The organism is Paraglaciecola sp. T6c (assembly GCF_000014225.1).
Taxonomy (GTDB): Bacteria; Pseudomonadota; Gammaproteobacteria; order Enterobacterales; family Alteromonadaceae; genus Paraglaciecola; species Paraglaciecola atlantica_A.
Genome location: NC_008228.1, coordinates 2,634,009 through 2,659,061 on the forward strand (window position 1 = coordinate 2,634,009; position 25,053 = coordinate 2,659,061).

At 43.3% G+C, this 25,053-nt stretch carries 20 protein-coding genes; 6 read left to right on the forward strand and 14 right to left on the reverse strand.

The annotated features are described in order from the left end of the window. Nucleotides 1-99: 99 nt before the first annotated feature. Together sohB and PATL_RS11135 are read right to left on the reverse strand one after the other, a co-directional pair. Nucleotides 100-1,134 carry a protease SohB gene (gene sohB / locus PATL_RS11130; protein ID WP_011574983.1) on the reverse strand — a complete coding sequence of 345 codons (1,035 nt, stop codon included), beginning with the start codon at nt 1,132-1,134 and terminating at the stop codon, nt 100-102. Nucleotides 1,135-1,230: 96 nt separating this feature from the next. After that, the gene (locus PATL_RS11135; RefSeq protein WP_011574984.1) at nt 1,231-3,849 is read right to left on the reverse strand and encodes a VolA/Pla-1 family phospholipase; all 2,619 of its coding nucleotides are present in this window, start codon (nt 3,847-3,849) and stop codon (nt 1,231-1,233) included. A gap of 258 nt (nt 3,850-4,107) precedes the next feature. Between PATL_RS11135 and PATL_RS11140 the strand changes: the two genes are divergently transcribed. Continuing rightward, nucleotides 4,108-4,851: a YciK family oxidoreductase gene (locus PATL_RS11140; RefSeq protein WP_011574985.1), complete on the forward strand. Its 744-nt coding sequence runs from the start codon at nt 4,108-4,110 to the stop codon at nt 4,849-4,851. Between the two features lie 111 nt (nt 4,852-4,962). On the opposite strand, the gene glnS is transcribed toward PATL_RS11140, so the two are convergent. Continuing rightward, nucleotides 4,963-6,639 carry a glutamine--tRNA ligase gene (glnS, locus tag PATL_RS11145; RefSeq protein ID WP_011574986.1) on the reverse strand — a complete coding sequence of 559 codons (1,677 nt, stop codon included), beginning with the start codon at nt 6,637-6,639 and terminating at the stop codon, nt 4,963-4,965. Between the two features lie 285 nt (nt 6,640-6,924). Here glnS and PATL_RS11150 point away from each other — a divergent pair, with 285 nt between their 5' ends. Further along, nucleotides 6,925-7,944 carry a LacI family DNA-binding transcriptional regulator gene (locus tag PATL_RS11150; protein ID WP_011574987.1) on the forward strand — a complete coding sequence of 340 codons (1,020 nt, stop codon included), beginning with the start codon at nt 6,925-6,927 and terminating at the stop codon, nt 7,942-7,944. A gap of 44 nt (nt 7,945-7,988) precedes the next feature. On the opposite strand, the gene PATL_RS11155 is transcribed toward PATL_RS11150, so the two are convergent. From PATL_RS11155 to PATL_RS11175, 5 genes are all read right to left on the reverse strand, one after another. Next, complete coding sequence (locus PATL_RS11155; RefSeq protein ID WP_011574988.1) at nt 7,989-9,719, reverse strand: alpha-amylase family glycosyl hydrolase; 1,731 nt, start codon at nt 9,717-9,719, stop codon at nt 7,989-7,991. 22 nt (nt 9,720-9,741) lie between these two features. Continuing rightward, nucleotides 9,742-11,250: an MFS transporter gene (locus PATL_RS11160; RefSeq protein WP_011574989.1), complete on the reverse strand. Its 1,509-nt coding sequence runs from the start codon at nt 11,248-11,250 to the stop codon at nt 9,742-9,744. Nucleotides 11,251-11,610: 360 nt separating this feature from the next. Beyond that, complete coding sequence (locus PATL_RS11165) at nt 11,611-12,699, reverse strand: GGDEF domain-containing protein (protein WP_011574990.1); 1,089 nt, start codon at nt 12,697-12,699, stop codon at nt 11,611-11,613. Nucleotides 12,700-12,911: 212 nt separating this feature from the next. Beyond that, a complete protein-coding gene (locus PATL_RS11170) occupies nt 12,912-13,358 on the reverse strand; it encodes an acyl-CoA thioesterase (RefSeq protein WP_011574991.1) in 447 nt (148 codons plus the stop codon). A 202-nt stretch (nt 13,359-13,560) separates the two neighbouring features. Next, nucleotides 13,561-14,331 (reverse strand): rhomboid family intramembrane serine protease, encoded by a 771-nt coding sequence (locus PATL_RS11175; RefSeq protein ID WP_011574992.1) that lies wholly within the window; start codon nt 14,329-14,331, stop codon nt 13,561-13,563. Nucleotides 14,332-14,560: 229 nt separating this feature from the next. On the opposite strand from PATL_RS11175, the gene PATL_RS11180 reads away from it, so the two are divergent. From PATL_RS11180 to PATL_RS22465, 4 genes are read left to right on the forward strand one after another with little or no spacing between them, the layout of a single operon-like run. After that, nucleotides 14,561-14,905: an ArsC family reductase gene (locus tag PATL_RS11180; protein WP_041713715.1), complete on the forward strand. Its 345-nt coding sequence runs from the start codon at nt 14,561-14,563 to the stop codon at nt 14,903-14,905. Further along, nucleotides 14,902-16,032 carry a succinyl-diaminopimelate desuccinylase gene (dapE, locus tag PATL_RS11185; RefSeq protein ID WP_011574994.1) on the forward strand — a complete coding sequence of 377 codons (1,131 nt, stop codon included), beginning with the start codon at nt 14,902-14,904 and terminating at the stop codon, nt 16,030-16,032. The genes PATL_RS11180 and dapE overlap by 4 nt, the downstream gene beginning before the upstream one ends. Beyond that, complete coding sequence (locus tag PATL_RS11190) at nt 16,029-16,730, forward strand: M15 family metallopeptidase (RefSeq protein WP_011574995.1); 702 nt, start codon at nt 16,029-16,031, stop codon at nt 16,728-16,730. Before dapE ends, PATL_RS11190 begins: the two co-directional genes overlap by 4 nt. Then, entirely contained in the window at nt 16,727-16,888 is a 162-nt protein-coding gene (locus PATL_RS22465; protein ID WP_006993362.1) for a DUF2897 family protein, read from the forward strand. The genes PATL_RS11190 and PATL_RS22465 overlap by 4 nt, the downstream gene beginning before the upstream one ends. Nucleotides 16,889-16,956: 68 nt before the next feature. Here the strand turns inward: PATL_RS22465 and PATL_RS11195 are convergent, their stop codons facing one another. From PATL_RS11195 to PATL_RS11220, 6 genes are all read right to left on the reverse strand, one after another. After that, entirely contained in the window at nt 16,957-17,283 is a 327-nt protein-coding gene (locus PATL_RS11195; protein WP_006993363.1) for a heavy metal-binding domain-containing protein, read from the reverse strand. A 116-nt stretch (nt 17,284-17,399) separates the two neighbouring features. Next, on the reverse strand, nt 17,400-18,452 hold the full coding sequence (astE, locus tag PATL_RS11200; protein ID WP_011574996.1) for a succinylglutamate desuccinylase: 1,053 nt from the start codon (nt 18,450-18,452) through the stop codon (nt 17,400-17,402). Nucleotides 18,453-18,556: 104 nt separating this feature from the next. Next, complete coding sequence (locus PATL_RS11205; RefSeq protein WP_011574997.1) at nt 18,557-19,879, reverse strand: putative bifunctional diguanylate cyclase/phosphodiesterase; 1,323 nt, start codon at nt 19,877-19,879, stop codon at nt 18,557-18,559. A gap of 161 nt (nt 19,880-20,040) precedes the next feature. Further along, nucleotides 20,041-22,536, reverse strand: a complete 2,496-nt coding sequence (locus tag PATL_RS11210; RefSeq protein WP_011574998.1) for a glycogen/starch/alpha-glucan phosphorylase — start codon at nt 22,534-22,536, stop codon at nt 20,041-20,043. 252 nt (nt 22,537-22,788) lie between these two features. Continuing rightward, nucleotides 22,789-24,438: a phosphoglucomutase (alpha-D-glucose-1,6-bisphosphate-dependent) gene (gene pgm, locus PATL_RS11215; RefSeq protein ID WP_011574999.1), complete on the reverse strand. Its 1,650-nt coding sequence runs from the start codon at nt 24,436-24,438 to the stop codon at nt 22,789-22,791. Between the two features lie 13 nt (nt 24,439-24,451). After that, a complete protein-coding gene (locus PATL_RS11220) occupies nt 24,452-24,976 on the reverse strand; it encodes a negative modulator of initiation of replication (RefSeq protein WP_011575000.1) in 525 nt (174 codons plus the stop codon). Nucleotides 24,977-25,053 lie beyond the last annotated feature (77 nt).

Sequence of the window (25,053 nt, forward strand, 5' to 3'; positions counted from 1 at the left end):
ATTCTATAGATAAAAATTGCACAATGATTTTTCTTAAACAAAAAAATACCGGCATTAAACCGGTATTTTTAAGCAAAAATTAATCATAAGTCTAATTGCCTATTTGGCAATAACTTGGGTCTTACTCAATACCTTAATCAACGATTGCACCACGCCTTTGGTGACTGATATGCCAAATTTTTCAGCTAGATTCTTTTTGACCGAATATTTCACTGAATAAATTTTCTTAACGTTGTTCGCGTCGAGCAAAAAGTCATCAGATGTTTGTATGGTATCAACCAATCCAAGATCTAACGCTTTACTGCCGTACCAATATTCACCCGTAGCGACAGTATCAATCGCCAGCGCAGGTCTGTGCTCTTGCACAAAGCCTTTGAACATTTGATGCACGTCTTCTAATTCATCACGGAATTTTTCACGTCCTTCATCACTGTTTTCGCCAAACATGGTCAACGTGCGTTTGAATTGCCCGGCTGTGTGTTGCTCAAACTCAATATCGTTTTTCTTTAATAATTTATTAAAGTTAGGAATTTGGGCAATAACCCCAATAGAGCCAATAATGGCGAATTTTGCGGCTAATACGTTATCTGCAACACAGGCCATCATATAACCACCACTTGCCGCCACTTTATCAACAGCAACGGTTAACGGTATATCTTTGTCTTTTAGGCGTTGTAATTGCGATGCTGCAAGACCATAGCCATGCACAACCCCGCCACCGCTTTCAAGTCGAACGAGCACTTCATCTTTAGGCTTCGCAATGCAAATGATGGCGGTTACTTCTTCCCTTAAGTTATCGACTTCATGGGCATCCATCGAGCCGTTAAAGTCAATCACATAAAGATTACCCTTTTCATCATCGTCGCCTTTGTTTTTTGTCTCTTTTTTAGCGGCTTTGTCCGCTTTTTTCTGCTCTTTGTTTTTCTTCTTTAACTCGTCTTTGCTGCAAATGAGATGATTAACATTGTCTTTAATGTCATCTAAGCGCTCTGAAATTGAGTCAATTTCAAGGTTTCCCTTGGGTTGCTTCTGTTTACTGATCAACCCAACTACGCCTCCAACGACTAACAATATAGCGATTACTATGGTCACTGCTTTGGCTATAAATAAGCCGTATTCGTACAAAAATTCCAATTCTGTTTACTCCTTAATAACTGACTTAAGCGATATTGGGACTAAATCGCAAAAAAAAAGCTAGGCGAGGCCTAGCTTTTGTCTTTCAGTGAAAAATTAGTTCGCCACAACAGACTCATCTGAAATAACAATATCTTTTCCTTCTGAATCGAAGTATTTGGCTGCTTGATTCTGCATCTCTACCGTTGCAGCAACACTCGGGGTTGGCACAAACAAAGATTGGTGCGCCCCAGCCGAGAAATACACAACGCCATTTTGCGTAGTATCACTCTGTTTTGTGGCCGACACTTGCTCTAAGCCCATCACTTTAGATAAGGGAATACCGCCGGATAATGGCAATGAGGTAACAACAGGGTTAACTTGGTCTGTCAACGCCGTTGTACCATCATCATTCACTCCACCACCGACAACAAGTTGCATTAGCGTTGGTGTATTGCCCGCCATTTGTTGAGCATAATTAATGGGGTCACCGGCATCTAATATTGTCTGCGCCGCAAATACAAACTGACTGAAAGTAGCATCAATCTCTGCTTTAGGTGCATCTTCTAATGCACCATAAAATGCGGTAAAGGCAGGGCGAATAGCCGCTTCTGCGGTAAGTCCGTTGGCCGCCGCAAATTGGCCTAAAAAGGCGGCAAAGTCTTCTGATGAAGCTGCTAATAAAGAGCCTTTAATCAGTGGCCCAAAGTCAGGTGACTCAAATAAGAAATTTGCCACGCCGCCTGATGGCACGTTCAACACGGCGGTGTCTACATTATACATATCGCTAAAGGGGGCAAAATCACCCTCGAACGGCGTATTAGCGTTAGCGAGTGTGTTCATACCAGAGATAGAGCCCAAGCTTTGAGAGATGAAATGAACTTTAGATGTATCAACATCCACTATCCCTGAAGCATCATTTATGGCATTCAAAGCTAGGCGCAAACCTAGGGTATCAGTCGCGCTTTGACGTAAATTGTCACGAGCCGTAATTAAACTTGCAAGGTTCATGTAATCCGTAGGCGAATTGGTAGACGCATTTACGTTCGTTCCATCGGCTAAGGTAAAACCGCGAGCTCCGTGTAATGGGTGATCAATAGCTACCGTTGCAAAGCCCGCAAGAGAGAACGCGGCTGCGACGACCAACGCATTTTCTTTTTGACCAGTAATACCGTGCTGAACGATAATGACTGGCCAGCCACCTTCAGGTTTCGTCGGTACGTCAATTGCGCCCCCCGTTGCCGCCGATAGCATGGCAATCACTGACTCATCAGGTACGGTAAACTGCACGCCTAACGTTTCAGTACCCGCTTCGTTGAATGGTGTTGACTCATCATCATCATTCGTTCCCTGCGCCATAGGCAAAGGATTAAACTTGGTCAAATTGCGTGGGTCGTCGATACCTAAAGACGATAAATCTAAATCCCGCAACTGCCCTTGAGATGCGACTTGGCACAGCTCATCATTTGGCCCGACAGCCCCAGCTTGGATTAATGAGCCCACTGTTTCAGCGCCCATTAGTTGCATCGTAGCGCCACTGGTACACATTGCGCGCCACCAGTCACCTAACGGATTGGTGGTGCTCAAATAATAAGGTAATTTTACCTCACCTTCGATGCGAGTAGCTGCACAGAAAGGACCGGCTGTTTCAAACGTTTGCGTAGCCACCTCGTTTAAAGCAGAGCTGGTGTCCATGATATTCGTTACAAGGCCGGCACAGGTATTTAAACCCACAGCCGTTAGTTGTGCTAACTCGGCTTCAGATAGCAATGCTGGAGCCAAGACGTCAAATGCTTTTGTAATACCCTCAGCCGATACATTTAGTTGTGGTAAGTAATCACGAGCAACGGTTGCTGCGGTTGCAACGTTACCGCCTGTCGCTGCCATCGTCGCGCCAAACGCAGTGGCATAACCGGCAATTTGCAGTTTTTTAACAGAATCCATCACGGTGCCAGCAGAGACCGTAGAAAAATATGCTGCATAAGAAATCGCTTCACGCTCTATACCAGAGGGGATCACCACATCCACCAAACTATTAACTAATGTTTGTAATTGCAGCTGCTCTTCGGTGGCAAGGGGTAAGGTATTAATATCTTGACGTGCGAGCTCCCACGAACTTGAGCCTTTAACGCTCTTTCCATCAGTATCAAGCAAAGCATCAGTTACCACCAACATATGGCCTTGGCTAGATGCCAACGGCTTAAGAGGTATAACGGCAATTGAGCCTGAACCTTCATTGGTGTAGGAAGCGACAAAGTCGACCCCATACACTAGTTCTTCACCTAGTTCACAGGGTACACCTGGTGCTGCGGCTACTGCGGCTATGGCCTGACACGTTGCCGAGGTGCCTTCTAGGGCTTGGGTTGCTTTAAATAGTTTGATGGACGCGCCATTTACACTGCTTGCGTCAATATCAAGTCCAGTAGGTAGGGTTACTCTGATTGAAAATGGATTTTGTGTTGACCATCCATCTAGCGCGCTTAGTGCGTGTTCTGGGTTGCCGCCATCAAATACGGCATCGCCTTCGGTATTTAATGTAAAGTCGAAAAAGTTACCACTTGGTAACATTAACAAATCGTTGGGCAAATTAAGATCGCTGTTTGCAGGGTCAAATACTACCCGGGCGAATGGTTTTTCGACGGGGGTATTGGTCTCTATATCTGCTACGGAGTCTCCATTACAGCCTGTAAGTCCCAGCACAGCTGCGATACTCGCACTAAGCAAAAGTTTATTCATTGTATTTCCCTACCTCTTTATTATTCAATTGGCTTTGCATGTTCTCGGAATCAATTAGACCTATGCACATTTATTATCAGTATAAATAACACGTTAGACCAGTTACTCCCTGACCCATCTTATGTAGTTTGATATTGATTTGCAAAGGTTTGTTAATCACTTGTAACGTAAAACAATCTCGTCTTCCAAGACTAATTCGGTAGGATATTTTCACATCTAAATGATAAAATCAGCAAAATTTACTTGAATTAGACATATATGCTCGATTTTCAACCAATATCTGGTTTATTAGCCTCAAAAACCATTCTCGTTACGGGTGCTGGCGACGGCATAGGTAAAGAAGCAGCCCTACAATTCGCAAAGTACGGCGCTACCGTTATTCTGTTGGGCAGAACAGTGAGTAAGCTCGAAGCGGTATACGATAAAATAGTCGATAATGGAGGCCCTGAGCCGGCTATTATTCCTTTGGACTTACAGGGTGCAACGGTGCAACATTATCGCGATATGGCTAGCACCATTGATGCTCAGTTTCCTAGCCTAGATGGCGTATTGCATAATGCTAGCCTGCTAGGACACTTAGAGCCTTTGCAGCAGATAAGCGAAGAAGACTGGAATAAAGTCATGCAGGTGAATGTAAATAGCCAATTTTTTATGACACAGGCATTGATCCCAGTTTTAAAAAAATCAGACAATGCTTCGATTGTTTTTACCACCTCAAGTGTGGGGCTCAAAGGCCGTGCTTACTGGGGCAGCTATGCAATTTCTAAATTTGCGACCCAAGGGATGATGGAAGTCATTGCGGATGAAAATGAGAACACATCAATACGCGCCAATTGCATTAATCCCGGTGGAACACGCACCAATATGCGTGCTCAGGCCTTTCCTGGTGAAGATCCTGAAACCTTGAAAACGCCGGCGGACATCATGCCACTGTACTTGTATTTAATGAGTGACGAAAGCAGGCACGAGACAGGTCAAACCTTTCATGCGCAGCCTAAATAGCTAACTTTATTGTCCTCGAACTATCTCAGCAATCATAAAGAAAGCCCCTGTTAATCATCATTAACAGGGGCTTTTCTATTTCGCTCGGATAAAAGCGTCTGGCTTGGCTAATTAGTCCCCTATTTTAGCCCATGTGTCTCGCAAACCGACGGTGCGATTGAAGACCAACTTACTTGTTGTACTGTCTTTATCGAAACAAAAATACCCAGTACGCTCAAACTGAAATGCTTGAATATTTGCTTCATCAATATCAACTTTGGCCAGACTGGGTTCAACCCAACCTTGTTTGACTGTTAATGATTCAGGATTAATACACGCCACAAAATCGTCTTCGGCTGCTGGGTTAGGCACAGTAAAAAGACTGTCATACAAGCGAATTTCAGCGGCAACCGCATGAGCAGCTGACACCCAGTGGATAACCCCTTTTACTTTGCGGCCATCTGCAGGATCTTTTCCTAACGTGTCGCCATCGTATTCACAAAATATGGTGGTCACGTTCCCCTGCTCGTCTTTTTCAACACGCTGCGCTTTGATGACATAGGCATTACGTAAACGCACTTCTTTACCTAGTACCAAGCGTTTAAATTTCTTATTGGCTTCTTCTCTGAAGTCTTCAGCTTCAATATAAATTTCCCGTGCGAAGGGCACTTCGCGGCTGCCCAATTCGGGGCGGTTGGGATGATTAGGCGCCGCAAGTAATTCAACACCATCCTGTGGATAGTTTTCTATCACTATTTTAACTGGCTCGAGCACGGCCATAGCGCGCGGAGCATTTTCATTCAGTTCGTCCCGCAGAGGCGCCTCTAACATGCTCATTTCAACCATGTTATCCATTTTGGTCACGCCAATACGTTTACAAAATTCACGAATCGAAGCAGCAGTAAAGCCTCGGCGACGAAGACCCGCAATGGTAGGCATACGCGGGTCATCCCAACCACTCACAAATTCTTCATCCACTAATTGGATGAGCTTGCGCTTACTAAGCACTGTGTATTCAAGGTTGAGCCGAGAAAATTCATATTGGCGCGGTACCACATCAATAGTGACGTTTTCTAACACCCAGTCATACAATCGTCGGTTGTCTTGAAATTCCAACGTGCACAATGAATGGGTTATGCCTTCAATCGCATCAGAAATACAATGGGTAAAATCGTACATAGGATATATGCACCACTTATCGCCAGTCTGATGGTGATGCGCAAACTTAACGCGATACAACGCTGGGTCGCGCATACACATGAACGGCGATGACATATCGATTTTAGCCCGCAGCAAACACTCGCCTTCTTTATATTCTCCGTTGCGCATTTTCGCAAACTGAGCAATATTTTCCTCGATTGACGTATCACGATAAGGGCTATTGGTACCTGGAGTTGTCAAAGTACCACGCATTTCTCGTACTTGTTCTTGGTTCGAAAAGTCCACATAGGCTAAGCCTTTCTCTATTAGCTCAACGGCATAGGCGTGCAGTTGATCAAAATAGTTAGACGAGTATCGTGCTTCGCCATGCCATTCAAAACCTAGCCAGATTACGTCATTTTTAATCGCATTAACGTAATCAATGTCTTCTTTATCAGGGTTGGTGTCATCAAACCGTAAGTTGCACTGACCTTGGTAATCCTGCGCAATGCCAAAGTTTAAGCAGATAGACTTAGCATGACCTATATGCAAATAACCATTTGGCTCAGGTGGAAAACGCGTATGAATCTGCTTATGCAAACCTGATTGCAGATCTTTATCGATGATTTGACGAATGAAATTGGTCGGACGACTCTCGGTCTCGGCCATTAATACTTACCCCTAACACTTATACGTAGAAAACAGCGGATATTATACCAGTATTCAGCCCCCGAAAAGTCCTTTTATTGCCAATTTTAACGATCTATCCGTCTTATCACTTTCGACCTTTGGGCTTTTTAAATACTGCAAATCAGTTACTTAAGTTTCCGTAGCTTTAAGTGAGGCAAACGTAACATCTTTTGATAAAATGAGGGATTTCAATGGCAGGCTAGTGTATAAACCTTAATAACAAAAGGTCTATCGTACTAATTTTGTAGAATAAGGTTTGAAGTAATGAAAGCAAAAGCAACATCGTTTGATATCGCTCATCAAGCTGGTGTATCGCAGTCGACCGTTTCCCGTGCTCTTCGTGATAGTCCATTGGTCAATAAAGAAACCCGTGAAAAAGTGCAAGCTATAGCCCTAGAGCTTAATTATAAAGTCGATAAAAATGCCAGTAACTTGAGGCGCCAACACAGCAAAACCCTAGCGCTGTTATTGTTTGAAGACCCAACCTCTGATAACTCGCTAATAAACCCATTTTTTTTATCTATGCTTGGCAGCATCACACGCGCATCGGCAAAAGCTGGTTATGATTTACTTATTTCATTTCAAAATCTTAGTGATGATTGGCATGCGGAATATGAAGATTCTAATAAAGCTGATGGCATCATCTTACTAGGCTACGGTGACTACACCGAATACCGCACGAAGCTGAGCCAACTAGAGGCACAAAACACACACTTTGTACGCTGGGGAGCATTAGACGATGAACACCCCGGTGTGTCCATTGGTTGTGATAATTTTCAAGGTGGCTTTGATGTGACTCAACATTTGCTCGGCTTGGGTCGTCATCAATTCGCGTTTATCGGCGGAGCAGACACCCGCGCCCCTGAATTTTTTGCGCGCTACCAAGGTTATCACAAGGCGCTGACACTGGCAGACGTCGCTCAAAGCGCAGTGCAACAAGACGCTATTTCGACTGAAGATTCCGGGTACAGTGCGACACTTGCACTGCTTAAACGGTATCCTGATATCGATGCGATTGTATGTGCTAGCGATCTTATTGCGATCGGGGTGTTAAGAGCATTAAGAGATAGCAATATACCTATCCCTCACCAAATCGCCGTCGTAGGTTTTGACAATGTCCCTGTGGCCGGTTTTGCGACACCTGCCTTGACTACCGTCAAGCAGGACACCATTTTAGCGGGCGAGATATTAGTCGACAGCTTACTTAAATTAATTGAAGGTGAAAAAGTTGAGCATTACTTAATGCCCGTTGACTTAGTTATTCGCCAGTCAAGCGGCGCCTAGCAAACCATAGTTGCCAGCGCCGTTGAAATGGCTGCTAATACGGATCATTTAAACGCCATTAATCGCGCTAATTCCGCGTTGAGGGACTCGTTCATGACTTTTGCGTCTCTGACCCACACATGAACACTGTGACCTGGTACCTCAGCGACTAACGATTCTCCTTGCTCGATAACTTGCGTATCTTGCTTAAAGCGCATTTCAGTCCAGGTGCCTGCATCCAAATACTTAGAAATAGTAAAACGATGTGTCTCATCGCTCTTGTTCAACAATATAAGCGCCGTTTGAGCGATATCACCTTTTTGTATAACCCGATAAAACGCTGCGAAATCGCCTTTGAACTCAAGGTTGACCTGCAAACCATTTTGTAGCGCAGGCGTGCTTTTGCGCACATTAGCAATTCCAGTGAGGGCATTGTGGATTGGATGGGTTTTGGCCAAATCAATATTGGCTTGGCCAAGGTAATTACGGTTACCTTGATGCTCCGCCTTACCTCGCATAAAGCCAATTTCAGACCCTTGATAAACGACTGGGATCCCGCGACTGGTAAACAACCAATTATTCGCGTCAATAAAACCCGTATCGCTGGCGTTCATTCTTGGCATATCGTGATTGTCGTAAAACGTGGTTAACTCGTAGGGATTCGCATAGGGCCCATGAGTCAAATGTAGATAAGGCAACAAGTCGGAAAAATCACTACTTGATGATTCAAAAACATCTGTAATGGCTTTTTGGCCCGGAAAGTCTAAAACACTTATCCCGCCGTTTTTAGGCAAGGTATGTTGAGCTATAAAGTTGGCATTGTAATCATAACTTTCAGCAAACATAAAAAAATCAGGGTGCAATGCCCTAACCCGAGCAGCCATTTCCTGCCAAAAATGATGTGGCACGTGTTTTATGGTATCGATCCTAAATGCATCTGCCCCCTGCTCTATCCAATATAAATAGGCGTTAATTAAGTAGTCGCGTAATTGTGCATTATCTTCATTCAGGTTAGATAGCTGCATAATATCCGGTTCAGTGTGATAAAACTGATGCAAAGGATTATTTGGATCGAGCTTCTCCGGCGGTACGTTGTGATGATCCGCCACAAGCTGATCGTTTTCATCATACAGTTTACCAAATTTTTCTTGCTCAACCGCCATAGTAAAAGAAGGTGAGCCATGATTGGCGACCACATCAAACACCGTTTTCAAACCATGTTGTTCACGCATACTGCTGGTATATTTTTTATAATCAAGATCGCTAGAAGGATAATGTTCGTCGATTTTATAAAAATTTGAGGCCCAATAGCCGTGGTAAGCGGATTTACCACCGTCCTTAAATGCGCCTTTGAAGCCTATGGCTTCGCCGCCTGAAAATTGCTGGTCAGGGTTATCCACTACAGGTGTTAACCAAACTGCGGTAAACCCCATATCGCTGATATATCGTCCGTTATCAAGCACACCGCGTAAGTCCCCCCCCAAATAACCCACATTAGCTGTTTCACCGTTTTCACCATATAAGGGCAAATTGAAACTAGGCAGATTTCCACCTTGTTCAGAGTAGTTATTTGCCTTATCGCCATCAACAAATCTGTCTGTCATAACAAAGTACACCGCTTCTTTTACAAACGGATTATCGGTGCCATAAGACTGCTGTGTTGTGCTGTTAGCTGACTCTGTGACATGACTCTTATTGGTAGGAGCACAACCAGCCATAGCAAGCACAACTGATATGGTAAGTGTACGCATGCAATATTGCGCAGTATTGGATGAAGACGGACATGTAATTTTCATAAATAAAATGGTCTCGTATTGCTTATTGAGGAATTTTCACACGTAACGTCATCACGCCCGCTATCAACATGCTACAACCGCCTATCACAAGCGCGAATATAGGCTGATTATCGAACACCTTAGTGATCAAAAAACCTAAGATACTGGCAGCAAGGATTTGTGGAATAACAATAAAGAAATTAAAAATTCCCATGTATACCCCCATTTTGTTGCTGGGTAACACGTTGGCTAAGATGGCGTAAGGTACTGAAAGAATCGACGCCCAAGCAAATCCGACACCGACCATTGCTAAGACAAGCCAAGCAGGGTCGCGAATAAACCAAAAGGAAATAAAGCCAATGCCTCCCAACGATAGATTGATTAAATGTGCATATTGCAAATTGAGTTTACGAACGACAAAAGGAATGACAATGGCAGCGAAAATAGACACGCCATTATAGGTCGCCATCAGGATTGACACCCAATCGGCACCTTCATTGTACGCAATTGAGCTGGTATCTCGACTGGCATAATGATGAGATGTGACGGCTGAATTGGTATAAATCCACATCGCGAACAAAGGAAACCATGAGAAAAACTGCACTACTGCCAACTGACGCATGGCTTGGGGCATAGCAAATAGATCGCCAAGGACTTGCGCGAAACCATTTTTGGTGCGTTTTTGGTGCACCATAGAGGCCCCAACTAACTGACAAATGCCAAAAGCAATCAGCCCGCCGGCCAAAATATATAAATTTTTATCAAGTTGGTCGATGTTGAGGTAAATCAGTACAAGTAAGGCTAACCCAATAACACAAAAAAGACTGCCTCCCTTAATGTACTGCCCTGCTGTTCTAGTGTGCGTAATAGTGAGAGATTGTTTGTCTTTCTCCGCTTGAGCAGCATCAAACGCAGCTAATTGCTCCGGGGAGTACTCTTTGGTTGAAATGACCGTCCATAAAACCGCAAACAGGAAGATACTGCCGCCAGCATAAAACGAGAATTTAACAGAATCGGCAACGGTGCCAGGTGCAGCAATATTCGAAACATCAAACCAGTTCGTCATCATCCAAGGCAAAGCAGACGCCACCACAGCACCAACACCAATAAAGAAGGTTTGCATGGCATAGCCGCTGGCACGTTGTTTAGGGGGCAACATATCACCCACGAACGCCCGAAACGGTTCCATTGAAACATTAATTGAGGCGTCCATGATCCACAGCATACCTGCAGCAAACCACAAGGTAGGTGAATTTGGCATTATGAACAACGCACCACTTGCGGCAATAGCGCCCCAAAGAAAATACGGTCGTCTTCTGCCTAAACGATTCCAAGTATTGTCACTCAAATAGCCAATAATCGGCTGAACCACTAAGCCAGTAATAGGCGCGGCTACCCACAAGACCGCCAAATTACTGTAATCAGCACCAAGGGACTCAAATATTCGACTGACATTAGAATTTTGCAAGGCAAAACCAAATTGAATACCGAGGAAGCCAAAGCACATGTTCCAAATCTGCCAAAAGCTTAATTGTGGTTTAGTTTGCTGCATGAAGGGGTCTCTTATTTATTATTGTGTATCGACAAAGTGCTTACATTAGCTACAGCTACTGATGAAATTGATTGCTGTAGCATCTTGTACATTGACATCAGGTAGCCACGAATTTGGCGTAGTGAGGTATGTAAACAAGCACGTCAATTATATGATGAGTTAGATTATCCTTTGTAACAATATCTAAACAAGTGCTTGCATACGTATTCAGATAACAACAGGTACTGATGCAGGATTCTGAAACGTTAGTTTTGCAACGTTAATACAAGAGGGGGTTAGATGACAATGCACGGACTTGGGGAGTCATGTACCTAACCAAGGACCGAATAAGCATTATCCTTGGCCTTGTTTGATGTTAACTCAAAGTACTATTTTGTAACCCGCTTGTTTTTTAGCAAGATACATTTTCTGGTCCGCTAAATGGATCAACTGTTTAACACTGACAAATTCCGATGCTCCTGTTTCAGCGATCCCCATACTAAACGAATAAGTCGGGTAACGGGATTGAAAAGTAGCGATCAGTTTTTCACATACTTTCTGCGCTTCAAGTGCATTACACTCCAGTAACACGACACAAAACTCATCACCACCGTAACGGCATGCTATGTCTGTTTGACGCACGCACTGGCGCAGTGTTTGACCGATTTCTTTAAGCACTTCATCTCCTTTTAAGTGCCCTTCGGTGTCATTTATACGCTTGAAGTGGTCAACATCAAAATACACTAACGACAACTTTGTGTGCCGACGCTTCGCTAATGCGAGCTCTTTATCGAGCATTTCTTGCATCGCACTGATGTTGTATATTTTAGTCAGCGGGTCCAATCGCACCTGCTCCATCAAATCTTTTGTGCGCTGGGCAATTCTAGCTTCAATATTTTTGCGTAATTCGTTGTGTTCTTTTCGCAGTTCCTCGATATCAGCGTGTAAATGTGCCACGTTAATGTCAACACACAACTCAAGGTCGAACTGCAGTAATTGGCGAATGGCCAAGCTAATTGGCTCTTTTATAGAACTCAAAGTCGGTATCTTCTCAATATGTTGGAGTAATACATGGCGCAAAGTATCGATAAACTGAATGAAGGTTAACGCTGGTACACCAATATTTTTATAATGTACAATTAACACGATACGGTTACTGATGTACTGCTCGTCATACTCATTATTGACCAATAACTCCTTGATATAGGCCTTAAGAAGATATCGCAAATCTGTAGAGAGATTGAACTCATCAGTCTGCAACGCCACATCTGCCATCTCTGGGTGTGACGCATAGATCTCATCAATAATCGCAGGAAGTTGTTTTTCAAGAGGGGAAAGGCATTGATTCAACGCCTTAAGATTAATATTGGGTTGATTGACTAAAGCGGACAAACGTTCCACGGTTAAACTTGATCGAATGCGCAAAGCGTCAAACAACGCAGTGTCACTTTTCCTATTCTGAGGCACCATTACAAACCCTTTATTATGATTATTATTTTTAGGTTATTTATTGTTATCACGCCATAGCGCATTCATTGTTCTGGGTTAAAATATTAACCTAATCAAGAACTTACCAGCCTCTTATGCTTGTGCTTAGCAGCAACTGATGTAGTAACACTATAAAAGTATATCGACTAACTGAGTATGCTACTAAAGTATAATCTAGAAGAAAAAAAGCGAAACTACGCTCCTTGAATCTCACCTGCGTGGTTAATAGCAGGCAATTGTTTTTGATCTAATAGCCCACTGCGTAAGCTTTGCGGAACAGCCTTTTTGATAAACGTAGTCGCATCAACGCAAACATAGGTAATTTGTGCATTGGCGATTGCTCTACCACTACTTTGATGCACTAGGTTTACTTCGCAGGTAAAAGACGTATTCCCGACCTTCATGACACTCACAGAGGCTGCAATAACATCATCAAAGCGCGCTGAAGATTGCCAACTAATATTGAGGTTTACCACTTGGGTTTCGTACCCTTGGCTTAATAGATTATCGAAACCACCATAAAATGCTCGAAAAAATTCGGTCATTGTGATGTCAACATAGTCTGCGTAGCGTGCATTAAATACCACGCTTTGTGCATCACACTCACCGTAACGGACGCGAAAATAGTAGTTAAAATCCATATCTTTTGATCTCACTTGTTTGGGGTTACTTGGCATATGCACAGATTTTTATCTTACGTGCTTCAAGAAAAGACCACGAATTAAAACAATGAGTAACTATCTATTTAGCTGATTGATTGGAATGTCATTTGCGTTAACTTTATGCTCAAAAAAGTGCGTCAACAGCTACGCGTAACCGTGGAAACCCTTAATAAGTGTAGAGTTACTCTTTACGCGTCATAATTATTGAATGAGATGAAGTGCTCTTTTCTACCTTTTCTCCACCTTTATCTAAAGCAGTGTTCAAGTCATCATTTTTTAAGTTGCTGAGGTTTTCACTTGGATCACTTGAATTAACCACAACACGCCATTCATCTTTGATGATAGGGTCTTCTTCATCGCTGCTATGCTCCCATGGATAACGCTTCACGGCAGGTTTAGGGTCTAATCTATTCCAAAGTAGACCTGCAAAAGCACCGGCTAATCCACCAAATAAATGATACTCGAACGAGATGTCAGGCTCACGGGGAAAGATGCTCATGGTCATTCCGCCATACATAAAAAATGCGATCATCATAATAGCGACCGACGATTTATCACGACGTAAAATCCCAACCACTAAAAGATAAAAAAATATGCCGTGGGTCACCCCGCTTGCGCCTAAATGATAAGCATCACGCGCGAAGAACCATACACCAACTCCTGACAGCAACCACACGCTGATAAGCACCCGAGTGCGTGTTTTAGGGTATCCATAAAAAAACGCCGTGAGTAACACTAACAAGGGTAGGCTGTTGCTAAAAATATGTTCCAACGAACCGTGAATGAGGGGCGCTGTGATGATCCCAAGGCTTCCGTTAAGTGTCTGGGGATAAACTGCAAACATGTGCATATCAATCGAGAATAGTATTTCAGCTGATTTTATACACCATAGAGTCAATACAAATGCAGTACTGGCTAAAATGCTATTGGACAAGCGCTTTGAAAAGTTCATCGTTTTAATGTGTGGTATAAAACTAAAATTAAAAGGCTCGCCCAAACTTATATTATGAATTATTTGTGTGAACAGCTTTCTCTACGGCATATCAAAATACACTGAAATCACGTGTAATGGTGCTTGCTATTAATCAATTCACGCCAATTGTCTGTTTCCTCTTTACCCTACCCGCACAGTCTCGCTATAGTGAGCGGCTAGTTAATTAATGCGGGTAACGAGTAATTTCATGACGAAAATGTACGGTATCAAGAACTGCGACACGATAAAAAAAGCACGTAAATGGCTAACTGCGAACGAAATAGAATACACATTTCATGATTATAGAGTAGACGGTATCGAGCCAAAATGGCTTGAAGAAATTGAAGCCATCGTTGGCTGGGAAACCCTACTAAACAAACGCGGTACAACGTTTAGACAATTGACTGACGAACAGAAAGAGAACCTAAATCGAGAAACTGCTTTAGCGTTAATGCATGAAGCACCGGCCATGATAAAGCGTCCATTACTTATTCATCAAGATCATCACGTAGTCGGATTTAAAGACGCCCAATACCTAGAGATATTCAAATGAGTTGTGAAGTACTTGCGTTAACAGAAGAATTAATCAATCGACAGTCAGTCACACCTGAAGATGCCGGTTGTCAGCAATTAATGGCTGAGTATCTGGCCCCGTTAGGATTTGATATTGAATCTATGGTGTTTGACGATACAACCAACATGTGGGCCCGAAAAGGCACAGGCGGACCCGTATTTTGTTTTGCTGGGCACACAGATGTTGTGCCCAGCGGCCCTGCTGAAAAGTGGACATTTCCACCCTTTACCGCCACCCAGCATGAAGGTCAGTTGTACGGCCGTGGTGCTGCGGACATGAAGGGCAGCCTAGCGGCGATGCTTGTTGCCACTAAAGCGTTTGTGACCAAGCATCCTGAACATTCAGGTTCGATCGCATTTTTAATTACCAGCGACGAAGAGGGTCCATTTATTAATGGCACTACTCGCGTAATTGATACCCTAGAAGCTCGCAATGAAAAAATGACATGGTGCCTCGTTGGCGAGCCTTCCAGTACTACGCTGATTGGTGATGTCGTTAAAAATGGTCGCCGGGGTTCACTCACCGGTGATATCACAGTGAAAGGCGTGCAGGGTCACGTTGCATACCCTCACTTAGCTAAAAATCCAATTCACTTGTCGGCACCCGCTTTTGCTGAGTTAGCGCAAACCCATTGGGACAGTGGAAATGCCTCCTTCCCTCCTACTAGCTTCCAAGTCTCTAACATCAATTCAGGCACAGGCGCCGGTAATGTTATCCCTGGTGACTTATCGGCATGTTTTAACTTTCGCTTTTCAACAGAAGTCACCGACAAGCAACTTATTGAGCGCGTAACGACGATACTCGATAAATACGATTTCGACTACCACATCGACTGGACATTCAATGGGCAACCTTTCTTGACCGATTCTGGAAAATTAGTTGAAGCCACACAAAGCGCCATAAAAGACGTAACGGGCCGGGAAACAGAACTTTCTACGGCCGGCGGCACATCCGATGGGCGCTTTATCGCTCCAACTGGTGCGCAAGTCATTGAATTGGGGCCCATCAACGCAACTATTCATAAAATTGATGAAAATGTGAATATTAACGATCTTGCACAACTTGCGAAAATATATGAAGGGATTTTGCAAAGGCTATTGGCTTGATAAATGTTGAGCATGCCTTAGGTCTTGATGCCTCACATTTGTGTGAGGCACAAGATGGCCATCGCCTTGAAGTTAACACTTTCTCTGCCTTTAGCGCCATGCAGCGAAGTGCAGCAAAAGACAACATTTACATCAATATCGCCAGCGGTTATCGCGACTTTGCCCGGCAAAAATTGATTTGGGACAATAAATGGCGGGGATTACGCCCCCTGTATTCCAAGACCGGTGAACCATTAGATGCAACCACACTGACCTCTGAACAAAAGCTACACGCCATACTCACTTGGTCAGCATTGCCAGGGGCAAGCCGTCATCATTGGGGCACCGATCTCGATGTATATGACAAGTACGCCATGGCTCGAGCCGGTCAAACCTTACAACTTATCCCGCAAGAATACAGCGAGGGTGGTCCCTGTTCAGCACTGAATAAATGGTTAGTAACGCATGCGGCTGATTTTGATTTTTACATGCCATATCAGAATTTTACCGGTGGGGTATCCGTGGAGCCTTGGCATTTAAGTTACCGTCCCGTGGCTGAAAACATGCTTAGCTTGCTGACATTACCAGCTCTTCAAGCACTGCTCGATAAACAGGATATCCAAGGCAAAGCTGAGGTGTTAAATCGATTGCCGATGATCTATCACAGGTACATACTAAACAAAGGAATATCAGATCGTGAGCATCAGGAGGTTAAATGAATATTTGGATAGTCGTTGCCATCATTGTGGTCGTATTGGGTTTTATCATTGGCAATATATTGCTATTACAACAAAGTGCAAATGAGAAACTGCCTAAACCAACGAAAGACAATAATAAAAATTTTGATGACGAAGACGATGATTGGGGTAAAAAGTGATAGCCTAAGTACGTCAGTCGTATTGGACCTTAAGCAACTTCCAACACAAGTTGCTTAAGGCCGCAGAACTAAAGGTCGCTGCAGCTCACCGCCGTGCCGCTGATGCTGACCATCAACATACTACCGCCCTTGCCTACCACTTCGTAATCAATATCAATGCCTACCACAGCATTAGCGCCCATAGAGCGCGCCTCAGCTTCAAGCTCACGAAATCCTATTTGTCGAGCGTTTGTTAGTTCATCTTCATAAGCACCGGAGCGCCCACCAACAACATCACGAATGGCGGCGAATATATCGCGAAACACATTGGCCCCCATCACAGCTTCCCCTACAACTATTCCGCAATAACGTTCGATTTTTTTGCCTTCAATACTGGGGGTGGTAGTCATAATCATTATATTGTCCCTTGTTAATCCATTTGACCTACTGAACGTTAGCAAAATTTTTTCTAATAACGTACTGAAATTACGTTCGTATTTGTAACAAATACAATCTTATTGAGGTGCACCTATCAATCAAGCGTAGTGGGGATTACGGTTAAAATCGCACGCTGGCCAATTGCCACGTTTGCGTTAGGGAAAACAACCGCTTCACCGTCAAACTCAGCGCGGTATTCATTGCCTGTTTCATGCGCCAATAAGGTGCCCTTGGGAAAGTCACTAAAGTTCGGTAAATCGTCTGAAAAGTCCAACTCAAAGTCTTCCGCATGCTTATTGATCACCTGATTTACTTGGTAAATCAACACATCTTGATCATTAAACGATTTCAGGTTCAATGGTTGACCGGAAATAAAGCGTTTCAAGGTGTCGTTAACCTGGGTGAAACGAGACATATCATTTTGACCGAACGCTTGTACCTTACCTAGTTCCACCGTAAAGGCATGAGCCCCAAATTGACGACTGGAATAATAGCTGAAAGTGGTTGTAGGGCTACCAGAGAGTAGAAAGGTATCGATGCCGCAAGCAAGCAAGAAACTAATTTGCTCTTTGTCGTGCTTCTCGCCATGTAAAAAGGGATACACAGCAAACTTTTCATTTTTCGATGGGCGGATAGCCGTATGAAGATCGTAATGATAGCGCGACTCCTCACCGTGCCCTGATCCGTAAAACTCAGCGACCGCCTCTTCTATTTCTTTCGCGCGAGCACATTCGTAGCTGTTTTGATCAACCGACTCACTTGCATGAGCATGACTGAACAAGCGATTTAGGTTTTCATCTACAAAGCGGGTGGCTCTATCCATTGCTGGCAAGTTGCCAAAAATGAACAATATCCGATGAGCAACACGTATTTTACCCGTCAAAATATCTATGACATATTGGTCGCATATTTCAATAGGGGCTGTCTCATTGCCGTGGATCCCGCTCGATAGCACAATGGCTTTGTCACTCTTTATTTTGGGTGAAAATGAAATAATACCAGGGGAGATAATACTGACCTGCGTGTGCTCATAAAGTGTGAAAGAAATAGGGTTTTGTACTAATTCGCCAGAGCAACGCGATAGCGTTAAAAACTGTCCCTGCTGTTGTAAATGACTAATGAGTTTATGCGTATTAACAGTTTGCATACGTTACCTTTGCGCTTTAATTTTGACTGGCCGACAATGATGTTTACAGTGTAAAAAATATTCTTTTGGCGTCCAAAGAAGAGTGTTATCTGGAATGCCAATGGCTAGGCACTATCAAGACGACTTAACCGTGCATGGGAATCTCCTACGATGAAGTCTTGTTGAGTTAATCCGATAAATTCCTGCAATGGCACTGCCCGTGAAAATAGAAAGCCCTGCCCCTCAGCTACACCTATTTCACGCAGCACATGTAGCTGGTGAATATTTTCGATACCCTCTGCGACTAATTCGCAATTGGCTGCGGTTGCGATCAATTTAGAGGCTTCTATTACTGCACGATTAATAGGATTTTCAGCTAATTCCATCACAAACGTTTTATCGACTTTTATAGTATCAAGTTCAATATTACGCATATACGCTAAATTCGAATAGCCCTTACCAAAATCATCAATCGCAACAGATACCCCCAGCGCTCGTATACGCGTCAACTGAGAGGTTACAACAAACGAATTTGATAACGCCACGTCTTCCGTTAGCTCAATCTCAATCTGACTTAAGTTAACCGCGTATATTAGCGCAAAGTCAGCAAGCTGGTCGACAAAGTTTGGATCGTACAACTGGGTTGGTGACATATTCACCGAAAGCTTTAGATGTATATTGGCCTTACTCAGTTCTTTTGCCCCTTTAAAGGCGGCTTCCAAAACCCAGTAGCCCATCTCGTTCATCATATTGTATGACTCAGCAGCTTCAATTAACGCGCCCGGAAACAGCACACCATCCAGCGGATGATTCCAGCGTAACAAGCATTCAGCACCAACAATTTGTAATGTGCGCAGGTTCACCTTAGGTTGGAAATATATCTCAAGTTCATCTCTTGACAAAGCGCGTTTCAAATCAGCTTTTAATGTTATCGAACGGCTATTATTTGGCTTATCGATAAGGCTCATATAACAAAAATTATCGTAGCGATTTTGTTTAGCTTGCTTTAGTGCTGCTTCAACTCGGGTAAAAAATTGACTAGCCGCGATGGCGGATTCTTCGTTAGAGACCGCACCCACGTTAAAATCAGCAATAAATGAATGATCACCTACCCCAATTGGGGTTTTAAAATGTTCAATTAAGTGAATATAAAAGCGTTGAAGTTGGACTTGGCTGAATTTACCTGGAATGACTAAACCGAAGATGTCGCCACTGATACGCCCTAAGTGAGCACCATGGCCATCAAACAAATAGCAAATTCTATTGGCAATGTTGAGCAACAACTCGTCACCTAATTCATAACCAAAGCTGCTACTGACATCTGAAAAACGTACCACATCAATCAAAAGCATCGAATGATGAGGATGGCTTTTTAGCATATCGTCTATTTGTCTTAAGAAGACGTGACGATTCGGTATTGTTCGCAATGAATCATGAACAGGCTTCATGCAAATAGATAAACCCCAAATACTTCTGACACTGTGTGTCTATTTTGATTAGGAAAAACAAGGCGCTAACCATAGTTAGCGCCTTGCATATAGGGTAATAGTCTACAGGAAAATGGCTGGGGTGAAAGCCATTAGGCTGCTAAAGTTACAATGCATAAATACTACTCAACTTTGCAAGGATTAAGCTTCCAAATGCGCTCAACATAGTCTTTGATTGAGCGGTCAGAAGTGAATTTCCCCATGTGCGCCGTATTGAGTATCGCCATTTTGGCCCATCTTTGTGGCTCTTTGTACGCATTATCAGCAAGAGATTGTGCTTCGCAATAGGACGTAAAATCAGCCAGTACCTTATAGTGATCTCCCCCTTCCAACATACTGCGTTTTAATGAAGAAAGCGCTCCGGGCTTACCTGGTGTAAAGTAATCGCTGTCTAACCAATCAAGTACTGCTTTTAACTCGCGATTATTATCATAATAATCAAACGGGTTATAGCCCTTCTTATCTAACGCTTCTACTTCGGCTACTGTCAGGCCAAAGATGAATATATTTTCATCTCCGACTTCTTCGGCTATTTCAATGTTTGCCCCGTCTAACGTCCCCACCGTGAGAGCACCATTTAAGGACAGTTTCATGTTGCCTGTACCAGAAGCTTCTTTACCTGCGGTGGATATCTGTTCCGAAATATCTGCAGCAGGGATCATCTTCTCAGCCAAACTCACGCGGTAGTTAGGCAAAAATACCACTTTCAATTTGTGATTAACCCGTGCGTCATTGTTGATTTTTTCTGCCACTTTGTTAATAGCGAAGATGATGTCTTTAGCAAGCTTGTAACCAGGTGCTGCTTTGGCACCGAACAAGAAAACGCGAGGATGCATGTCATAGTCAGGGTTCTCTAATAGACGACGATACAACGCCATGATATACAACAGGTTTAAATGTTGACGCTTATACTCGTGAAGACGTTTAATCTGTACATCAAATATCGCATCTGGGTTAATCTCAATACCTGTCAACGCCAACACTTCGTTCGCCAGTTGCACTTTATTATCACGCTTGATTTTCATGAACTGCTTTTGAAACTTAGCGTCATCGGCAAATTCGGCTAAACCTTTCAGTTTATCTAAATTTAAGGGCCAATCCTGACCAATCTTACCGTCAATTAACTGTGACAATGCAGGATTACACGCCTTCAACCAACGACGCGGTGTGATGCCGTTTGTCACATTGGTGAGTTTACCTGGCCACATATGATTAAATTCAGGGAATAAATCTTTCTTAACCAGCTCCGAATGGATTTCTGCTACCCCGTTAACGGCGAAAGAGCCAATGACTGACAAATTCCCCATGCGTACCATTTTGTCTGGCCCCTCTTCGATAATAGACAGTTTACGCTTGATCTCATTATTACCTGGCCAAACCGCTTCCACTTCGTCCATGAAGCGACGGTTAATTTCATAAATAATTTCCAAATGGCGAGGCAATATCCTTTCAAACATACGAGCAGGCCACTTTTCTAATGCTTCAGGCAACAAGGTATGGTTGGTGTAGGCAAACGTTTTACTACAGATACTCCATGCATAGTCCCAATCAAGTTCAGCACGGTCGATTAATATTCTCATCAACTCTGGGATAGCAACAGCAGGATGGGTATCGTTTAATTGGATAACCACTTGATCAGAGAAACGGCTCCAGTCATCGCCATGGGCCCGTTTATATCTGCGGATAATGTCTTTTAGGGAGCATGCACTAAAAAAGTACTGCTGGATAAGACGTAAATCTTTGCCCGCTTGGGTTTCGTCATTTGGATAAAGTACTTTTGAAATGGTTTCCGCTTGGACGTTTTCTGTTTGAGCATCCACGTAACCTCCGGCATTAAAAACATCCCAGTTGAAGTAGTCTGAGGATTGGCTTTGCCATAAGCGCAAAACGTTTACGGTTTTACCACCGTACCCCACCACTGGAATATCCCAAGGTAAACCTTTAACAATATGACCAGGATGCCACTCTTTACTAATGCGCCCATTCTCACCGTATTTAGTTTCTACGTAGCCAAATAATGGAATATCTTGTATCGATTCAGGTCGGCAAATCTCCCACGGATTGCCATAGTCTCGCCAACTGTCAGGGCGTTCAATCTGTTCACCATTTTGGATCTCTTGACGAAATAGCCCGTGCTCATAATGTAAGCCGTATCCCACAGCAGGTAAGTCTAATGTTGCCAGTGAATCGATAAAACAAGCAGCCAGGCGACCTAGACCACCATTGCCCAATGCCATATCGGGCTCTTCTTCCATAATATCGGTTAAATTCACGCCTAATTCATTTAGCGCTTTTTCAGTCTGTTCGAACAACCCCAGATTGTGTAAGTTGTTAGACGTCAAACGACCCATTAAGAACTCTGCCGAAAAGTAATGTACGGCACGGGTATCATTTAAATAATGCGATTTTTGGGTTTTACGCAGTCCTTCTAAAACGTGTTCTTGCACAGAGGCACAAGTCGCCTTCCACCAAGCGTGATTGTTTGCTTTGTTTTCATCTGTACCTAAAGAGCAGTGTAAGTGTTTTACAATCGATGCCTTGAGTTCAGCCTTATTCATCATCGTTTTGCTTGATGAAGCAACCTTCTTGGTTGCTCGTTTGGTGGTTTTGGTGGTCATTTCTCTACCTCAGTGGTATTTGTTAAAATTCAGTTAACATCCTAAGGACATAAACCGTAATTAAATTACAAAAATAAACTGAGACTAGTTTTAGCAGGAATACTCAAATAAATCTGTTAAAAATAGGTTAACAAAACAAAAAAGGCGGTTGAATACGTATTCAACCGCCTTAACTTAGAATTTACCATCACATTAAATACACTTTCTTTTTACATAGATATCACATGTGATTGCGAGAATGAAAAAATGTCGCTACTTCACGCTTACAAATATACGCGCCACCAGATTTTGTGCTTCTTTGATCAAAAGCTGTAAATGTTTTTCACCATTAAAGCTTTCTGCGTAAATTTTATAAATTTCTTCAGTGCCTGAAGGTCGTGCAGCAAACCAACCATTTTCAGTCGCCACTTTCACCCCGCCGATCGCGGCGTTATTCCCCGATGCATGGGTTTGAATGGACACAATTGGTTCACCAGCTAATTCAGTGGACGTAATTGCATTTTTGTCCGCTTTGCTTAACGCCTGTTTCTGTGCGTGAGTCGCAGCAACATCAATACGCGTATATAAAGGTGCACCGAATTTTTTGGTGAAAGCTTGGTAATGTTCACTTGGGTCTTTGCCCGTAACAGCAAGAATTTCTGCAGCCAATAAACATAAAATGATGCCGTCTTTGTCGGTTGCCCATGGCTTACCATTACGACGCAAAAAGATACCGCCGGCACTTTCCTCGCCAGCAAAACCAATTTCACTTTTCAGCAGACCTTGAACAAACCACTTAAACCCGACTGGCATTTCTGCCACGGTGAGATTGGCATCATGAGCGACGCGGTCAATCATACTGCTTGAAACCAAGGTCTTACCGACCTTTAGTCCTGTGGGCCAATCCGGACGATGAGCATAAAGATACTCAATGGCAACCGCCAGATAATGATTAGGATTCATCAAGCCATTGGTTTTTGTCACTATACCGTGACGATCGAAATCGGGATCATTACCAAACGCTAAATCAAAACGATCTTTAAGATCAATTAAGCCAGCCATTGCATAAGGTGAGGAGCAGTCCATCCGTATCTTGCCATCTTTATCTCTGCGCATAAAACCAAATTGATGATCGACTTTTCGATTTACCACTTCGATGCTCAAATCGTATCGTTTAGCAATCTTATCCCAGTAATGTAAACCTGCACCGCCTAGGGGATCTGTACCCAGAGTTAACCCTGCTTGTGCAATGGCTTTCATATCGATGACTTGATCTAACTGCTCGATATAGTTATCAGAGAAATCAACTTCTTCGACTAGGCCGGTGTCATAAGCTGCCTGATAAGACATGCGCTTCACATCCAGAAGATCGTTATGAATGAGTTCATTAGCGCGGGCTTGAATTTGATTGGTCACATCACTGTCAGCAGGACCACCATGAGGAGGGTTATATTTGAATCCCCCATCTTCGGGTGGGTTATGGGAAGGTGTAATGACCACACCGTCACTTAAACCGGACTCTTTGCCCTCATTATAATCAAGAATTGCATGGCTTATCACGGGCGTTGGCGTATAGCCTCGGTCTTGCTGAACAACCAGCTTGACCCCGTTTGCTGCGAGTACTTCTATGGCAGTGGTAAAAGCAGCTTCAGAAAGCGCATGTGTATCCATCCCCACATACATGGGACCTGTAATACTATTGGCTTGTCGATATTCTGCTAATGCCTGACTAATCGCTGCAATGTGAGTATCAGTGAAGGTGTTTTTAAACGCACTTCCGCGATGCCCTGATGTACCAAAAGTAACACCTTGACTGATGTCACTTTTATCAGGTTTATTGCTGTAATAGGCACTAATTAATTGCGCAACGTTTACAAGTTGCGCTTGTGACGCTGGTTTACCTGCTTCTGAGTGAATAGCCATGTAGATCCTTCAGTTAGTCTTCATATAATTCCGGGGCAAATAATGCGGCAAGACGTTGTCCATCGTTCGCGTTGTAGCCTAGTACTTCTGCTACTTCCTTAATTAATGACGCTTTCTTAGCCGTGTTATTGTTGGTCATAACCCAAAACGTAGATTCTCCGATCTGCTTTGGGTTTGTCACACTACTGGCTTGCAACAACGTCTCTTTGTCTTTAGCAAAGTACACGCGATTTCTGCCACTGAGTGTGAGTACTTCATCGAACTGAGCACCATGCATGCTCTCAAGTACCGATAAAATCTTTAAGAATCGCTCAACCATTTTCGGATATTCACTTAATTCGTCAGTGGTTATCTGACTAAAAACATCACCTACTGGTTTTTTCGTTGTTGCGCTTGGTTTAGCAGCCACAACCGTTTTCACTACTGTGTTTTCTGGCATAACCAACCGACGCAGAATATCTGAGGCCGTCTCACCAATGTGTTGTGTCTGAGACGCTATATATGCGTACAAATCATCTTCTATTTCAATGTTCTTCATTTATGGTCACTACTGTCTATGTTCTGTTCATTATTATACTGATCGCTTACACCTTCGCACGGTTTAATTTATATTAA

Bases quoted from the DNA above. Each gene is read 5' to 3' on its own strand.
- PATL_RS11165 (WP_011574990.1), bottom strand. From the start codon at position 12,699: ATGGTGCCTCAGAATAGGAAAAGTGACACTGCGTTGTTTGACGCTTTG.
- glnS (WP_011574986.1), bottom strand. From the start codon at position 6,639: ATGGCCGAGACCGAGAGTCGTCCGACCAATTTCATTCGTCAAATCATC.
- PATL_RS11135 (WP_011574984.1), bottom strand. From the start codon at position 3,849: ATGAATAAACTTTTGCTTAGTGCGAGTATCGCAGCTGTGCTGGGACTT.
- PATL_RS22465 (WP_006993362.1), top strand. From the start codon at position 16,727: ATGAATATTTGGATAGTCGTTGCCATCATTGTGGTCGTATTGGGTTTT.
- pgm (WP_011574999.1), bottom strand. From the start codon at position 24,438: ATGGCTATTCACTCAGAAGCAGGTAAACCAGCGTCACAAGCGCAACTT.
- PATL_RS11195 (WP_006993363.1), bottom strand. From the start codon at position 17,283: ATGATTATGACTACCACCCCCAGTATTGAAGGCAAAAAAATCGAACGT.
- PATL_RS11175 (WP_011574992.1), bottom strand. From the start codon at position 14,331: ATGAACTTTTCAAAGCGCTTGTCCAATAGCATTTTAGCCAGTACTGCA.
- PATL_RS11180 (WP_041713715.1), top strand. From the start codon at position 14,561: ATGACGAAAATGTACGGTATCAAGAACTGCGACACGATAAAAAAAGCA.
- PATL_RS11160 (WP_011574989.1), bottom strand. From the start codon at position 11,250: ATGCAGCAAACTAAACCACAATTAAGCTTTTGGCAGATTTGGAACATG.
- astE (WP_011574996.1), bottom strand. From the start codon at position 18,452: ATGCAAACTGTTAATACGCATAAACTCATTAGTCATTTACAACAGCAG.
- PATL_RS11220 (WP_011575000.1), bottom strand. From the start codon at position 24,976: ATGAAGAACATTGAAATAGAAGATGATTTGTACGCATATATAGCGTCT.
- PATL_RS11210 (WP_011574998.1), bottom strand. From the start codon at position 22,536: ATGACCACCAAAACCACCAAACGAGCAACCAAGAAGGTTGCTTCATCA.
- PATL_RS11205 (WP_011574997.1), bottom strand. From the start codon at position 19,879: ATGAAGCCTGTTCATGATTCATTGCGAACAATACCGAATCGTCACGTC.
- PATL_RS11155 (WP_011574988.1), bottom strand. From the start codon at position 9,719: ATGAAAATTACATGTCCGTCTTCATCCAATACTGCGCAATATTGCATG.
- dapE (WP_011574994.1), top strand. From the start codon at position 14,902: ATGAGTTGTGAAGTACTTGCGTTAACAGAAGAATTAATCAATCGACAG.
- PATL_RS11150 (WP_011574987.1), top strand. From the start codon at position 6,925: ATGAAAGCAAAAGCAACATCGTTTGATATCGCTCATCAAGCTGGTGTA.
- PATL_RS11170 (WP_011574991.1), bottom strand. From the start codon at position 13,358: ATGGATTTTAACTACTATTTTCGCGTCCGTTACGGTGAGTGTGATGCA.
- PATL_RS11140 (WP_011574985.1), top strand. From the start codon at position 4,108: ATGCTCGATTTTCAACCAATATCTGGTTTATTAGCCTCAAAAACCATT.